Raw genomic sequence first — 13,082 nt, forward strand, 5'->3', positions numbered from 1 at the left:
GAAAGCTTGCACGTTTGTGCGGAAATACACATTGCCACCTCTCCCGCGCCAGTAGTCATTGGTGATAGCGTGGGCATCTTCCGTTTGCGTAAACGGTCACCCTCCCCCCTGCAAAGGAATGCGCACACCCATGCCATTTACCAAGCTATCCGCCGCATCGCTCCTGCTGGCCAGCGTGGCCATGTTCTCGATCCCGGCCCAGGCCAACCTCTCCCAGCAGCAGTCCGCCGCCATCATCAAGGCCTACGACGGCAGCGATCCGGCCGACTTCAAGCAGTTCCTCGGCAAGCTGGCCGGCAGCGACCTGGCCAAGGCCGACAAGCTGGACGACACCCTCAAGCTGTACCTGGCCGGCAAGCCCCTGGCTGCCGAGCAGCAGGACGAGATCAACCGCCTGCTGGGCCTGTACACCCGCATCAAGTACGGCAAGGCCGCCAAGGAGACCCTGCGCGAGCTGGTGGAGATCCCGACCGTTCGCAAAGAGGGCGTGCCACAGCACGAAAACCCGGATTTCCTCAAGATCGCCGACAAGATCAAGGCCCTCGCCGAGGGCTTCGGCCTGCAGTTCCGCAATATCGACAACCGCGTCTACGAGATCACCCTCGGCGAGGGCAAGGAAGTCATCGGCATCCACGCCCATGCCGACGTGGTACCGGTGACCCCGGAAAACTGGAAGCTCAAGGACGGCACCAAGCTCGACCCGTTCAAGGTCACCCTGGTGGGTGACCGCATGTACGGCCGCGGCACCGAGGACGACAAGAACGGCATCGTCGTCGCGCTCTACGCGCTGAAAGTAGCCAAGGACGAAAAGCTGCCGCTGGCGCGCCAGTTCAAGCTGCTGGTGGACACCACCGAGGAAACCACCGGTGATGCCATCCCCTACTACTTCGAACGCAACGCCACCCCTGACTACAACCTGGCGCTGGACGGCGGCTACCCGGTAGTGATCGCCGAGAAGGGCTATGGCACCGTCATGGCCACCTTCGCCAAGCGTCCCGGTGATGGCAAAGGCGCCGAGGTGATCAACCTCACCGGCGGCCTGGCCACCAACCAGATCCCCGGCAGCTCGGTAGCGACCCTGACCGGCGACAAGCCGGCCGAACTGGCCAAGGCCCTGGAAAAAGCCGGCGCGGCCTACGTCAAGCGCCATGGTGGTGACTTCAGCATCGATGCCAAGGTCGACGGCAAGCAGGTGCTGCTGACCGTGACCGGCGTTTCGGCGCACTCCTCCGAGCCCGAGTCCGGGGTCAACCCGGTGGCGCGCATGCTCGACTTCCTCAACGGCCTGGGCAAGGACGTGCCGCTCAAGCACAACCACATCACCGACGCCGCCCGCTACGCCGCCGACAACTGGGGCCTGGACTACCTAGGCAACAAGCTTGGCGTGGGCTTCAAGGACGACTTCATGGGCCCGCTGACCACCTCGCTGACCTTCGTCGGCCTGGATGACAAGGCGCTGAAGCTGGCGGTGAACCTGCGCATTCCCAAAGGCAAGTCGCTCGACACCCTCAAGGGTGAGATCTCCGGCAAGCTCGACAGCTGGGTTGCCAAGAGCAAGACCAAGGTGGCCTTCGACTACAGCATGGACGAGCCGATGTACCGCAACCCCGAGGGCGAGTGGGTCAAGGCCCTGCTGGCCGTGGCCAGCGAGAACCTGGGCATGAAGCACGAGTACGGCACTTCCGCCGGCGCCACCTCGGTGCACGACCTGCCCAATGGCGTGCAGTTCGGCCTGGCCATGCCGGATGTGAAGTACACCGGGCACAACGACAACGAGTTCAAGACCGTGGAGCAGTTCATGCTCGACCTGCAGATCGTCAGCGAGATGGTGGCGCGGATCGGGCAGATGCCGAAGCTTTGATGATTCACCCGGGGCCGCATTGCGGCCCCTTGCCACGATGACGTTTTTCAATCACCTCGATGCCGTTTCCTGCATTGCCGTGCAGAGCGCCGTGCCGGATGCTTTATTTACTCCGACACCGCGCTTTTTCACCCACCGAGGCCCGTATGAAGAACGTCGAACAAATCCTCAAAGCCAAGTCCCAGCACCAGACCGTCTACACCATCAGCCCTGATGACTCGGTGCTGGATGCCTTGAAGCTGCTGGCGGAGAAGAACGTCGGTGCATTGCCGGTGATGGAAAACGACCAGGTCGTAGGTATCGTCAGCGAGCGCGACTATGCCCGCAAACTGGTGCTCAAAGGGCGCTCATCGGCTGCCACGCCGGTACGGGAAATCATGAGTTCGCCGGTGGTCACCGTGGAGCCCAAGCAGAACCTCGAGTACTGCATGAACCTGATGACCAACCGCCATCTGCGCCACCTGCCCGTTGTGGATAACGGCAAGCTGCTGGGGCTTTTGTCGATTGGCGACCTGGTGAAGGAAACCATCGCCGAGCAGGCCAACCTGATCCTGCAGCTCGAGCAATACATCCGCGGCGAATGATCCCGCCTAGTGGTAAGCGCGCTCCAGTTCGTCCAGCTGATGGTCGAAGCTGCGCAGGCGCGCCGACCAGGTGTACACCAGCACTTCCAGATCGCGATTGAGCACGGCGGTATTGCCGCCGTCGCGCACCGGGGCATCGCACAGGTCCAACTGGTAGCGCTCGCGGGCCATCGCCGTGGCCACGCTGGACAGGTCGCGGGCGTTGGCCAGCCAGTGATGGTGGTGGTCGTGCACCTCGCGGTCGAGCTCCCGGCACTGGCGCTTGAGGGCGTCGAGGCTTTGCTCCAACGGTGTGCCCTTGAGCTCGCCCATTACCTCCTCGAAGGTGCGCCCGGAGTGCCAGTAACTGCCCCAGAAGTAGCGGTCGAACACCGTCTCGACCCGGCGCAGGGCGACCTTGGTGTTCCAGATGGTCAGTAACGTTCGCCCCTGGGCCACCTCACGCTTGTTCAGGTGCAAATGCTGCCAGGCGATCCAGGCCAGGCCGCAGAGCGCCACCGCCGCGGTAACGGCGGCGGCGGCATAGAGAAACTGCACGGCCTGGTTCATCTGGTGGGTGTGCCGGATACCGTAGAAGTAGCCGGCGGTCAGGGTGCCCAGGATCGTCACGGTGCACCAGAATCCTGGTGCGTAGGGATCTTTCATTGCGCCATCCCCTCTTGTTTTACCTGAGCATAGCAACGGCCCGATCACCCATCAGGTGCCGCTCGGCGCTTTATTTGCGGGGGCGACGCAGTGCTTCGTTGAGTTGGTCGAAGGGTACCGCCCAATCGGCGTCCTCTATGATGCTTTCCTTCAAAAAGGTTCTTTGCGCCTCGGTCCAGAACGGTGCGTCCACCAGCTTGATCTCGTTCTTCAACGGCGAATGAGTGGTGATGAACTGGTCGATGCTGGTGGCATCGTCCGCCAGCCCCAGTTGCTTGAACAGGTCGGCAAATGGATGGTTCGGTGCTTCCATGATTCCTCCTCGGGCCGGGCGGGTCGTCCACGACGCCAACCCGGCGTTGGTTGCGAGCATCAGCTCAATTCGCGCACTTCGGCGTGCGGCACCAGCTTCAAGTATTGCTCCATGCTCATGTGGATCAGATGATCGTGGTCACCTGCCTCGAGGTAGACATCGCCCTGGCGGGTAAGACTCCGGTCGAGCAGCATGGGAATGTTGTAGGCGTCGCCCAGGGCCGGGATGGCGCCGCGCTCGCAATCGCCGAACAGGCTCGGCAGGTTACTCTCGCGGGTCAGTTGCCAGGCGCCGGTCATGCGCACCTCGGTCATGTCCAGATGCCGGTTGGCCGGCAGCACGGCCATGATGAAGTTGCCATGGCGGTCATCGAGCATCACTGACTTGGCGACCCGCTCGGCGGGTACGCCGGCCGTGCGCGCCGACTCCAGGCTGGTGGCCGAATGGGGATGGGGAATGATGTCGTAGTCGCAGTTGGCCTGGTCCAGGCGCTGCTGAAGGGTCTTGGCCATACGCATGATGCACCTCCGGTTTTGCCCCCATCCTCAAGTTTAGGCTGTGGCCCGACAGCCAAGGCTAAACTTCAAGGACAGGTCCGCATGAGGTGACGACAGGTGATCGCCCAGCGCTGGCGCATGCTGCTGTTGCTGTTGATCCTCGGCTTCGTGCCGAGTGGCCAGAGCGCGCCTGGCGCAAATGTATGGCTGTTGAGCGTCGATGATGCCATCGGCCCGGCCAGCGCCGACTATCTGCTGCGTGGGCTGGACCAGGCGCAGGCACAAGGCGCGCAACTGGTGGTGATCCGCCTCGATACCCCCGGCGGGCTGGACAGCGCCATGCGCCAGATCATCAAGGCCATTCTCGCCAGCCCCGTGCCGGTGGCCACCTACGTCGCCCCGGGTGGTGCCAGGGCAGCCAGCGCCGGCACTTACATCCTCTACGCCAGCCATATCGCGGCCATGGCCCCGGGGACCAACCTCGGCGCCGCGACCCCAGTGCAGATCGGCGCTCCCGGCAAAGCTGAACAACCCGCCACGAACAGCGAAGAAGGCGCATTGGCACGCAAACAGGTCAATGACGCTGCGGCCTACATCCGTGGCCTGGCCCAGCTGCGTGGGCGCAACGCCGACTGGGCGGAGAAGGCGGTGCGCGAGGCCGTCAGCCTGTCGGCCAGCGAAGCCCAGCGCTTGCAGGTAATCGACCTGATCGCCAACGACCTCCCCGACCTGCTGCGCCAGCTCGATGGCAAGTCACTGCTCGTCGCAGGCCAGACCGTGCAACTGCGCACCCATGAGGCCAGCGTGACCGAACACCTGCCGGACTGGCGCACCCGCCTGCTCGCAGTGATCACCAACCCCAGCGTGGCGCTGATCCTGATCATGATCGGCGTGTACGGCCTGCTGTTCGAATTCATGAACCCGGGCTCCGGGGTCGGCGGCGTGGTCGGCGGCATCTGTCTGCTGCTGGCGCTGTATGCCCTGCAACTGTTGCCGGTGAGCCATGCCGGGGTGGCGTTGATCCTGCTCGGGGTAGCGTTCATGGTCGCCGAGGCGTTCCTGCCCAGCTTCGGTGTGGTCGGCTTCGGCGGCATCGTCGCCTTCGTCGTCGGGGCGGTGATCCTGATGGACACCGATGCCCCCGGCTTCGGCATCCCGCTGGCGCTGATCATCAGCCTGGCGGTGCTCTCGGCACTGTTGCTCGGCGGCGTGCTGGGCATGGCGCTGAAAGCGCGCCGGCGCGCCCTGGTCAGCGGCGATGCCGGGCTGGTGGGCAGCCTGGTCACGGTGACGCAGGTGCGCACCGACAACCCGTTCTGCGGCTCGGTACAGGCCCAGGGCGAACAGTGGCAGGTGCAGTGCGCGACACCGCTGCAACCTGGCCAGCACGTGCGGGTGACGGCCCGTCATGGCGTGACCCTGGAGGTCAGCGCCACTGCGCCCACGGCGCAAGGAGAGTAGACGATGTTCATGCAATTCGGTTTCAGCGCCGTGCTGGTGCTGCTGGCCATACTGCTGCTGTCGGCGCTGCGCATCCTGCGCGAGTACGAGCGCGGCGTGGTGTTCCAGCTCGGGCGCTTCTGGCAGGTCAAGGGCCCGGGCCTGATCATCCTGATTCCGGGGATCCAGCAGATGGTGCGCGTCGACCTGCGCACCGTGGTGCTCGATGTGCCGCCCCAGGATGTGATCACCCGCGACAACGTCTCGGTCAAGGTCAACGCCGTGCTGTACTTTCGCGTGCTCGATCCACAGAAGGCGATCATCCAGGTCGAGGACTTCCTCGCCGCCACCAGCCAGCTGGCCCAGACGACTCTGCGGGCGGTGCTCGGCAAGCACGAGCTGGACGAACTGCTGGCCGAGCGCGAGCAGCTGAACTCGGATATCCGCGAAGTGCTGGACGCGCAGACCGACGCCTGGGGCATCAAGGTGGCCAACGTCGAGATCAAGCACGTCGACCTCAACGAATCGATGATCCGCGCCATCGCCCGCCAGGCCGAGGCCGAGCGTGAGCGGCGGGCCAAGGTGATCCATGCCGAAGGTGAGTTGCAGGCGTCGGAGAAACTCATGCAGGCGGCGCAGATGCTGGGCAAGGAGCCGGGGGCGATGCAACTGCGCTACATGCAGACGCTGGGTTCGATTGCCGGGGACAAGAGCTCGACCATCGTGTTTCCGATGCCGATGGATCTGCTCAAGGGGCTGGTGGATCGTCAGCGCTGAAAGCAATCGCGGGGCCAGCCCGCTCCCAGAACCGTGGGAGCGAGCTGGCCCCGCGATGATCAAATCAGATCGGCGCGCGGCGCAGCGTCGCCAGGAACGTCGCCGCGCCAATGAACAGTCCAGCAAAGGTACGGTTCAGGCGCTTCTGCTGCTTCGGCGTACGCAACAGGCGCAGCACCCGCGAAGCCAGGCCGGTGTAACCCGCCATCACCAGCATGTCGACGCTGATCATGGTCACGGTGATCGCCACGTACTGGGGCAGCAACGCCTCGTGCGGGTTGATGAACTGCGGCAGCACCGCGAGCATGAACACCAGCGCCTTGGGGTTGCTGACGTTGACCAGGAAGCCACGGAACACCAGGCTCAGCGGCTTGCCGATAGGCCGCACACCGGACTCGTCGCTCATGTCCATCGGCAGGGCTTGCCATTGCTTGTAGGCGAGGTAGACCAGGTAGGCGACGCCGAACCACTTGATGACCTGGAAGGCCGTGGCGGAAGCAGCGAGGATGGCGCCGACACCGGCGGCGATGACGGCGATCTGCACGATCAGGCCCAGTTGCAGGCCCAGGGCGTTCCAGTAACCACGCCAGAAACCGTACTGCAGCCCGCTGGACATCGAGGCGATCGCCCCGGCACCCGGCGACAGGCTGATCACCCAGCACGCGGCAAAGAAGGCCAACCACGTTTCCATCGACATCGCACACCTCGCTCGAACATTTGTTACAAAGCGTTAAGCTACGGTGCTGGCGAAAAAATAACCAGTAAATTCTGCGGCTTCAGTCGGTATCGATCGATTCCGGCTTGACCGCAGTGGTGGCCTCGGCGCCACGCCAACGGCGCACGGCTTTCTGGAAGAACTGGCTGTTGGGCACCTGCACCAGCGCGCCACCCGCTTCCGGCGTTTCCATCAGCGTGGTGTACAGCAGGTTGATGGCGATCACCCGACCCTTCACCCCTGGCTTGTCGAGGGTGTCGACCAACTCGACCACATCGCCGATACGAAACGGCCCGACGGTGAAGATCAGCACCGCGCACAGCAGGTTGGACAGCACGCTCCAGATAGCGAAGAACGCCACCGCCGCCACCGCGACGAAGCCCGACAGCGCGGTCCACAGCACCGTGGCCGATACACCCAGGCGCTCAAGCACGAACAGCAGCGCGCTGCCCATGATCAGCCAGCGCAAGGCGCCGCGCACCGGCACCATCAGTTCGTGTGGCAACGGGTAGCGCTCGCCCAGGCTTCTCAACCCGCGAGCGACCATGCGCTGCAGGACGAACGCGGCGATCAGGATCAGCAGAATCTGCAGCCCCAGCCACATCGAGTCCATCCACTGCCCCGGCAACAGCGAGCGCAGCTCCTCCATCAGGACAGCGCCTCGAGTTCGGCCTGCATGCTTTCGAGGGTTTCCAGGGCCTCCATCCAGGCCTCCTCAAGCTCGCCTTCGCGTTGCTTGAGCTTGGTCTGGCGGGCCAGCAGGTCGCGCAGTTCGTCCTTGCGCGCGGCCTCGTACACGCCACCGTCGCCCAGGGCGGTCTCGACCTCGGCCAGGTCCTTGTGCACCTGGTTGAGCTCGGTCTCCAACTTGTCGGCCGCCTTCTTGTGCGGCGCCAACTGCTGGCGCAGGGCCGCGGCCGCCTGGCGCTGGGCTTTCTTGTCGGTCTTGTCCGGGTTGGCCGGCGTGCTGCTCACCGGCGCGTTGCGCTGGCGGAACTCGACCAGCCAGCGGCTGTAGTCGTCCAGGTCGCCATCGAAGGTGTCGACCTTGCCGTCGGCCACCAGCAGGAAGTCGTTGGTGGTGCTCTTGAGCAAGTGACGGTCGTGGGAGACCACTACCACGGCACCCGCGAACTCCTGCAACGCCATGGTCAGCGCCAGGCGCATCTCGAGGTCCAGGTGGTTGGTCGGTTCGTCGAGCAGCAACAGGTTCGGGCGCTCCCAGGCGATCAGCGCCAGGGCCAGGCGGGCCTTCTCGCCACCGGAGAAGTTGACCACCGGCTCGTCGACACGGTTGCCGTGGAAGTCGAAACCACCAAGGAAGTCGCGCAGGGTCTGCTCACGCTCGCCCGGTGCGATGCGTTGCAGGTGCAGCAACGGGCTGGCCTTGTCGTCCAGCGAGTCGAGCTGATGCTGGGCGAAGTAGCCGACGGCGAGGTTTTCGCCACGCACCAGGCGCCCGGACAATGGCTGCAGCTCACCGGCGAGGTTCTTGATCAGGGTCGACTTGCCCGCGCCGTTGGGGCCGAGCAGGCCGATGCGCGCACCCGGCGCCAGCTGCAGCTTGACCTTCTCGAGGATGGCCTTGTCGCCATAGCCCAGACGGCCTTCGGACAGGTCGAGCAGGGGGCTGGAGATCTTCTCCGACTCACGGAAGACGAAGTCGAAAGGCGAGTCGACGTGGGCCGCCGACAGCTCCTCCATGCGTTCCAGGGCCTTGATCCGGCTCTGCGCCTGACGGGCCTTGGTAGCCTGGGCCTTGAAGCGGGCGATGTACTTTTCCATGTGCGCGCGCTGCGCCTGCTGCTTCTCGTAGGCCTGCTGCTGTTGCGCCAGGCGTTCGGCGCGGGTGCGCTCGAAGGCGCTGTAGCCGCCCTTGTAGAGATTGAGCTTGCGCTGTTCGACGTGCAGCACATGGTCGACCACGGCATCGAGGAAGTCGCGGTCGTGGGAGATCAGCAGCAGCGTGCCCGGGTAGCCCTTGAGCCAATCCTCCAGCCAGAGGATGGCGTCGAGATCCAGGTGGTTGGTGGGCTCGTCGAGCAGCAGCAGGTCGGACGGGCACATCAGGGCCTGGGCCAGGTTCAGGCGCATCCGCCAGCCACCTGAGAAGTCGCCGACGCGGCGGTCCATCTGCTCGTTGCTGAAGCCAAGGCCGGCCAGCAGCTTGCGGGCGCGGGCATCAGCGGTGTAGCCGTCGGCACTGTCCAGTTCACTGTGCAGGCGCGCCAAGGCAGTGCCATCGTGGGCCTGTTCGGCGGCGGCCAGTTCGGCCTGGACCTTGCGCAGGCGCACGTCACCATCGAGGACATAGTCCACGGCGATACGGTCGAGGGTATCGACCTCCTGGCGCATGTGGGCGATGCGCCAGTCGCCGGGCAGCTGGCAGTCACCGGCATCGGGCGACAGCTCGCCGCGCAGCAAGGCGAACAGGCTGGATTTGCCGGCACCGTTGGCACCGATCAGGCCGGCCTTGTGGCCGGTGTGCAGGGTCATCTCGGCGCCTTCTAGCAGGCGCTGGGGACCACGCTGTAAAGTGAGGTTCGATAGTCTGATCATGATGGTCGCGGAGTCTACCAGCTTCCCCGATCACTGGCGCGAGTGAAACCATGCACACCGACCTGTGGAATCATGCCCTGGCCCTCTATGCCCGGCCGGGTGTCGAGGCGGCCTGTCTGGCCCTCCAGGAACTGGGCGGCGATGTCTGCCTGCTGCTTTGCGGCACCTGGCTGCAGGCCCGCGGCATAGCCCCCGACGAACAACGGATTGCCACCCTGCTGGCGCTGTCCCGGCCCTGGCAGCGCGACGTTGTGATGCCGTTACGCGCCCTGCGCCGGCAATGGCGCGAACACGCGCTGGCCGACCCGCAACTGAGCGTGATGCGTGAGCAGGTGAAAGCTCTGGAACTGCAGGCTGAACGCACCTTGCTGGAACGCCTGGAGGCGTTGGCGCGAGAGTGGCCGGCGCAAGCGGACGCGGCGCCGGACTGGCTGGCTTGGCTAGCGCCAGAACCGGCCAGGAACCACGACGCGCTGCATCAGCTGCGCGTCGCGGCCCGTGGGCTTCAGGACGCCGAAGTCGGCGACTGAGCCGGGGTGCCGGTGGCCGCAGGCGCGGTCGCGCTGGTCGCAGGCGCCGGGGTGGTGTTGGCGGCCGGAGTGGCTGGCTTGCTTTCGGCAGGCTTGGCTGGGGCTTTGGCAACGGCTGGTTTGGCTGCTGGCTTGACTGCCGGTTTCGCGGCGGGCCGGGTTGCTGCGGGCTTGGCCGGGGCCTTGGCGGCAGCAGGCTTGGCCGCTGGTTTTGCCGCTGGTTTGGCGGCTGCGGTCTTCACAGGTGCCTTGGTAGCAACCGGTTTGGCTGCAGGCTTGGCTGCAGGCTTCGCGGCGGCGGCTTTCGCCGGTGCCTTGGCGGCAACCGGTTTAGCCGCTGGCTTGGCGGCAGGTTTCGCGGCGGCAGTCTTCGCTGGTGCCTTGGCGGCAGCCGGTTTGGCCGCTGGCTTGGCGGCAGGCTTCGCAGCTGCAGTCTTCACCGGTGCCTTGGCGGCAGCCGGTCTAGCCGCTGGCTTGGCAGCAGGTTTCGCGGCGGCAGCCTTCGCCGGTGCCTTGGCGGTAGCTGGTTTGGCCGCTGGCTTGGCGGCAGGTTTCGCGGCGGCGGTCTTCGTCGGGGCCTTGGCGGCAGCAGGTTTGGCCGCTGGTTTGGCTGCAGGTTTCGCCGCGGCTTTCGGTGCCGCAGTACGCGAGTCCAAGGCCTTGGCAGCCGCCTCGCGGACCTTGCCTACACCCTGGGCCAGTTTCAGACTTTCCTGGGCATCGCGCTTGAGTTGCTGGATGTAAGTACGGGTCTGCGCCTGGCGATCCTTGAGCGAATCGAGCAAGTGTTCAAGTTCACCCGCGGCTTTTTGCGCCTTGCCTTGTGCCTTGGCTTTACCGGCCTTGGCGGCGTCCTGCAACTTCAGGCGGGCGTTGTGCAATTTCTCCTGGGCCTTGCCACGTTGTTTTTCCAACTTGGCCAAGAGTTTCTCGGCATCCGCCAGCGCTTGGGAGCAGGCATCTTCCAAATGTTCGAGCAGGCTGCCCGAAAGTTGCTGGAGCAGGTGCAACGGCGTACTTACTGGCTTCTTTTTGGCCGACATGGTTTACCTCCTGGCTGACGAGAGTGCGGCTCATACTATGCTTCTGCTGCTACCGCCGCTAGGGCATGTTGACAGTCTCAGTAGCGCCGCGTTGCATGCCTGGGCAAAGTTGTTGTCTTGCAGCTGGAAACAAGTGTAGTTGCCCATTAGTGCAGTGCCGATATTTACACATCTGGGGCCAACAACGCTGGCATACTTCGCGCTCATTGCCGCAGGAGACCTCCATGCCTCGTTATCTGATTCTCGGCCTGTGCCTGGTGACACCGCTCTCCCTGGCCAATGCCGAGACCGCCCCCGCCAACGACAGCGACCTGGCCTATAGCCTGGGCGCCAGCCTCGGTGAACGGCTGCGTCAGGAAGTACCCGGCCTGCAGCTCGACGCACTGGTCGAAGGGCTGCGCCAAGCCTACCAGGGCGAGCCACCACGGATCGCCAAGTCACGCATGCAGGCCATCCTCGAGCAGCACGAAACACAAGCCAACGCCGCCGCCGAGCAGGCCCAGGTGGACAAGCTGGTGGAGGCCGAAAAACGCTTTATCGCGGGTGAGCGGGCCAAGGCCGGGGTACGTGAGTTGCCCGAGGGCATTCTCTACAGCGAACTGGCCAGCGGCAGCGGTGCGCAGGCCAAGGCCGATGGCCGCGTGCAAGTGAGATATGTGGGCAAGTTGCCGGATGGCACGGTGTTCGACCAAAACCTGCAACCGCAGTGGTTCAAGCTGGACTCGGTGATCGAGGGCTGGCAGGTGGCGCTGCCACGAATGAAAGCGGGGGCCAAATGGCGCCTGGTGATCCCGTCGGCGCAAGCCTACGGCGCCGACGGTGCGGGTGATCTGATCGCACCCTATACCCCACTGGTGTTCGAGATCGAACTGCTGGACGTGGCCGACTGAATCAGGCCTGCACCGCGTCTTCTTGCTTGTGGGCGTTGTGCAACACCTCGATCAGGCAATCTTCCAGTTCGAAGCGCTCGTGCAGCAGGCCGCCGAGCTTGGCCAGCTTCTCGGCAAAACGCTCGGTATCCCTGCACTCGCCTTTCTCGCAATGGTCATTGAAAGCCAGGGCGATCTGGGTGCTGTCATCGATGCGTGGGTTGATCTGTTTTGCCAGTTCCAATGCACCGGTATCACCAAATGCCTTGGCTTCACTGACCAATTGCTCGCTGACTTCGAAATGCCAGGCCGAGACATAGTCCACCAGCACCGCGCAGAAATCGCGGTTCTTCTCTTTGTCGGCAAACGCCGGCTTGGCATCGCGCAGGGCGCGGAAGGCTTGCACCAGCTCCTGGCGCTCCTCCAGCCAACGATCGATCAGCTTGTGAACACCGCCCCAGCGTTCCTGGGCGTTCTGGCAACTATCGAGCATGGCGATCTCTTCCCTTCTGGGTAGATGCCGCTGCACCTCGCGACACAACACCGTGGCACAAAGGTGACATCAGCAAACGGCATCGAGCAGTTGTATTTTCGGTATGCGTGCTGGGAGATTATTCCCGCGCGACCTGCCCATCAAGGTACGCAGCACACTAAGTTCATACAAGCGTTTAATCCCTCTGCCGGCCACCACTGGTCGCGCAATCCCCGGCTCGTTGCGCTGGATCAAGCCACCGCGCCGTGGCGCAATCGATACACCACCAGCCACGACAGCGGTTGCGCGGCCAGCAACAGAAACGCCAGCAGGCTCCATTCAGGCAGGGTCAGGTCGAGAAAGCTCCAGTTGATCGACACGCAGTCCGGGCTGCCCAACAGGAAGGTTCGCAGGATCTCGCCCCATGGGCGCTCCATCAGGTGCGCCAGCGGCAGATGGCAACCGCTGACCGGCAACGGCTCGGCCTGCAACCAGACATGCCGACCGGCCAGCAATGCGCCGGCAACCGAGAACCCCAAGGCCAGCCAGGCAGGCAAGCGCTGCTGACCGGCGTGGATGACCGCGGCCAGGCAAGCCAGTGCATAGAGCCCCAACATCAGCCGCTGGCTGAAGCACAGCGCGCAAGGGTCGAGGCCGACCACGTTCTCGAGGCGAAACGACGCCACCAGCACAGCGACGGCGGCCAGGAAGGCGGGAAAGAAAAAGCTGCGCAGGCAGGCCAGCGACATGGGCGAAGGTGATCCGAAAAGAAGAGAT

General features: G+C 64.4%; 15 protein-coding genes. 6 read left to right on the forward strand and 9 right to left on the reverse strand.

Translation table 11 applies throughout. From position 1 onward, the window contains the following. Positions 1 to 130: 130 nt before the first annotated feature. Both ACODS9_RS19465 and ACODS9_RS19470 read left to right on the forward strand, forming a co-directional pair. On the forward strand, positions 131 to 1,861 hold the full coding sequence (locus ACODS9_RS19465) for a dipeptidase (RefSeq protein WP_489094534.1): 1,731 nt from the start codon (positions 131 to 133) through the stop codon (positions 1,859 to 1,861). A gap of 146 nt (positions 1,862 to 2,007) precedes the next feature. After that, positions 2,008 to 2,445: a CBS domain-containing protein gene (locus tag ACODS9_RS19470; RefSeq protein WP_023629224.1), complete on the forward strand. Its 438-nt coding sequence runs from the start codon at positions 2,008 to 2,010 to the stop codon at positions 2,443 to 2,445. Between the two features lie 6 nt (positions 2,446 to 2,451). Here ACODS9_RS19470 and ACODS9_RS19475 read toward each other — a convergent pair whose 3' ends face one another. The 3 genes from ACODS9_RS19475 to ACODS9_RS19485 all read right to left on the reverse strand — a co-directional run bounded on the left by ACODS9_RS19475 (position 2,452) and on the right by ACODS9_RS19485 (position 3,921). Further along, a complete protein-coding gene (locus tag ACODS9_RS19475) occupies positions 2,452 to 3,090 on the reverse strand; it encodes a hypothetical protein (protein ID WP_023629225.1) in 639 nt (212 codons plus the stop codon). 70 nt (positions 3,091 to 3,160) lie between these two features. Next, positions 3,161 to 3,403, reverse strand: coding sequence for a DUF2789 domain-containing protein (locus ACODS9_RS19480; protein ID WP_023629226.1), 243 nt, complete (start codon positions 3,401 to 3,403; stop codon positions 3,161 to 3,163). 59 nt (positions 3,404 to 3,462) lie between these two features. Further along, on the reverse strand, positions 3,463 to 3,921 hold the full coding sequence (locus tag ACODS9_RS19485) for an aminoacyl-tRNA deacylase (protein ID WP_023629227.1): 459 nt from the start codon (positions 3,919 to 3,921) through the stop codon (positions 3,463 to 3,465). A gap of 96 nt (positions 3,922 to 4,017) precedes the next feature. On the opposite strand from ACODS9_RS19485, the gene ACODS9_RS19490 reads away from it, so the two are divergent. Both ACODS9_RS19490 and ACODS9_RS19495 read left to right on the forward strand, forming a co-directional pair. Next, the gene (locus tag ACODS9_RS19490) at positions 4,018 to 5,361 is read left to right on the forward strand and encodes an NfeD family protein (RefSeq protein ID WP_046853697.1); all 1,344 of its coding nucleotides are present in this window, start codon (positions 4,018 to 4,020) and stop codon (positions 5,359 to 5,361) included. A gap of 3 nt (positions 5,362 to 5,364) precedes the next feature. Then, positions 5,365 to 6,117, forward strand: coding sequence for a slipin family protein (locus ACODS9_RS19495; protein ID WP_023630586.1), 753 nt, complete (start codon positions 5,365 to 5,367; stop codon positions 6,115 to 6,117). A gap of 64 nt (positions 6,118 to 6,181) precedes the next feature. Here ACODS9_RS19495 and ACODS9_RS19500 read toward each other — a convergent pair whose 3' ends face one another. The 3 genes from ACODS9_RS19500 to ACODS9_RS19510 form a co-directional block, all read right to left on the reverse strand. After that, positions 6,182 to 6,814, reverse strand: a complete 633-nt coding sequence (locus tag ACODS9_RS19500; protein ID WP_110697095.1) for a LysE family transporter — start codon at positions 6,812 to 6,814, stop codon at positions 6,182 to 6,184. Positions 6,815 to 6,893: 79 nt separating this feature from the next. After that, positions 6,894 to 7,481: a mechanosensitive ion channel domain-containing protein gene (locus ACODS9_RS19505; RefSeq protein ID WP_401107056.1), complete on the reverse strand. Its 588-nt coding sequence runs from the start codon at positions 7,479 to 7,481 to the stop codon at positions 6,894 to 6,896. Then, positions 7,481 to 9,391, reverse strand: a complete 1,911-nt coding sequence (locus tag ACODS9_RS19510; RefSeq protein WP_401107054.1) for an ATP-binding cassette domain-containing protein — start codon at positions 9,389 to 9,391, stop codon at positions 7,481 to 7,483. The genes ACODS9_RS19505 and ACODS9_RS19510 overlap by 1 nt, the downstream gene beginning before the upstream one ends. Positions 9,392 to 9,441: 50 nt before the next feature. On the opposite strand from ACODS9_RS19510, the gene ACODS9_RS19515 reads away from it, so the two are divergent. After that, positions 9,442 to 9,921 (forward strand): TIGR02444 family protein, encoded by a 480-nt coding sequence (locus tag ACODS9_RS19515; RefSeq protein WP_489094535.1) that lies wholly within the window; start codon positions 9,442 to 9,444, stop codon positions 9,919 to 9,921. Here ACODS9_RS19515 and ACODS9_RS19520 read toward each other — a convergent pair. After that, positions 9,897 to 10,964, reverse strand: coding sequence for an AlgP family protein (locus ACODS9_RS19520; RefSeq protein WP_489094536.1), 1,068 nt, complete (start codon positions 10,962 to 10,964; stop codon positions 9,897 to 9,899). The two genes, ACODS9_RS19515 and ACODS9_RS19520, sit on opposite strands and share 25 nt — an antisense overlap. A 224-nt stretch (positions 10,965 to 11,188) precedes the next feature. Here ACODS9_RS19520 and ACODS9_RS19525 point away from each other — a divergent pair, with 224 nt between their 5' ends. Next, on the forward strand, positions 11,189 to 11,854 hold the full coding sequence (locus ACODS9_RS19525) for an FKBP-type peptidyl-prolyl cis-trans isomerase (protein WP_489094537.1): 666 nt from the start codon (positions 11,189 to 11,191) through the stop codon (positions 11,852 to 11,854). A 1-nt stretch (position 11,855) separates the two neighbouring features. Here the strand turns inward: ACODS9_RS19525 and ACODS9_RS19530 are convergent, their stop codons facing one another. Beyond that, positions 11,856 to 12,326, reverse strand: coding sequence for an Rsd/AlgQ family anti-sigma factor (locus tag ACODS9_RS19530; protein WP_046853690.1), 471 nt, complete (start codon positions 12,324 to 12,326; stop codon positions 11,856 to 11,858). 230 nt (positions 12,327 to 12,556) lie between these two features. Continuing rightward, entirely contained in the window at positions 12,557 to 13,054 is a 498-nt protein-coding gene (locus ACODS9_RS19535; protein WP_489094538.1) for a disulfide bond formation protein B, read from the reverse strand. Between the last annotated feature and the right edge of the window lie 28 nt (positions 13,055 to 13,082).

The organism is Pseudomonas sp. FG36, assembly GCF_057809275.1.

What these genes read in the sequence shown, in the direction of transcription:
- ACODS9_RS19465 (WP_489094534.1), top strand. Translation starts at nt 131, where the DNA reads ATGCCATTTACCAAGCTATCCGCCGCATCGCTCCTGCTGGCCAGCGTG.
- ACODS9_RS19470 (WP_023629224.1), top strand. Translation starts at nt 2,008, where the DNA reads ATGAAGAACGTCGAACAAATCCTCAAAGCCAAGTCCCAGCACCAGACC.
- ACODS9_RS19475 (WP_023629225.1), bottom strand. Translation starts at nt 3,090, where the DNA reads ATGAAAGATCCCTACGCACCAGGATTCTGGTGCACCGTGACGATCCTG.
- ACODS9_RS19480 (WP_023629226.1), bottom strand. Translation starts at nt 3,403, where the DNA reads ATGGAAGCACCGAACCATCCATTTGCCGACCTGTTCAAGCAACTGGGG.
- ACODS9_RS19485 (WP_023629227.1), bottom strand. Translation starts at nt 3,921, where the DNA reads ATGCGTATGGCCAAGACCCTTCAGCAGCGCCTGGACCAGGCCAACTGC.
- ACODS9_RS19495 (WP_023630586.1), top strand. Translation starts at nt 5,365, where the DNA reads ATGTTCATGCAATTCGGTTTCAGCGCCGTGCTGGTGCTGCTGGCCATA.
- ACODS9_RS19500 (WP_110697095.1), bottom strand. Translation starts at nt 6,814, where the DNA reads ATGTCGATGGAAACGTGGTTGGCCTTCTTTGCCGCGTGCTGGGTGATC.
- ACODS9_RS19505 (WP_401107056.1), bottom strand. Translation starts at nt 7,481, where the DNA reads ATGGAGGAGCTGCGCTCGCTGTTGCCGGGGCAGTGGATGGACTCGATG.
- ACODS9_RS19510 (WP_401107054.1), bottom strand. Translation starts at nt 9,391, where the DNA reads ATGATCAGACTATCGAACCTCACTTTACAGCGTGGTCCCCAGCGCCTG.
- ACODS9_RS19515 (WP_489094535.1), top strand. Translation starts at nt 9,442, where the DNA reads ATGCACACCGACCTGTGGAATCATGCCCTGGCCCTCTATGCCCGGCCG.
- ACODS9_RS19520 (WP_489094536.1), bottom strand. Translation starts at nt 10,964, where the DNA reads ATGTCGGCCAAAAAGAAGCCAGTAAGTACGCCGTTGCACCTGCTCCAG.
- ACODS9_RS19525 (WP_489094537.1), top strand. Translation starts at nt 11,189, where the DNA reads ATGCCTCGTTATCTGATTCTCGGCCTGTGCCTGGTGACACCGCTCTCC.
- ACODS9_RS19530 (WP_046853690.1), bottom strand. Translation starts at nt 12,326, where the DNA reads ATGCTCGATAGTTGCCAGAACGCCCAGGAACGCTGGGGCGGTGTTCAC.
- ACODS9_RS19535 (WP_489094538.1), bottom strand. Translation starts at nt 13,054, where the DNA reads ATGTCGCTGGCCTGCCTGCGCAGCTTTTTCTTTCCCGCCTTCCTGGCC.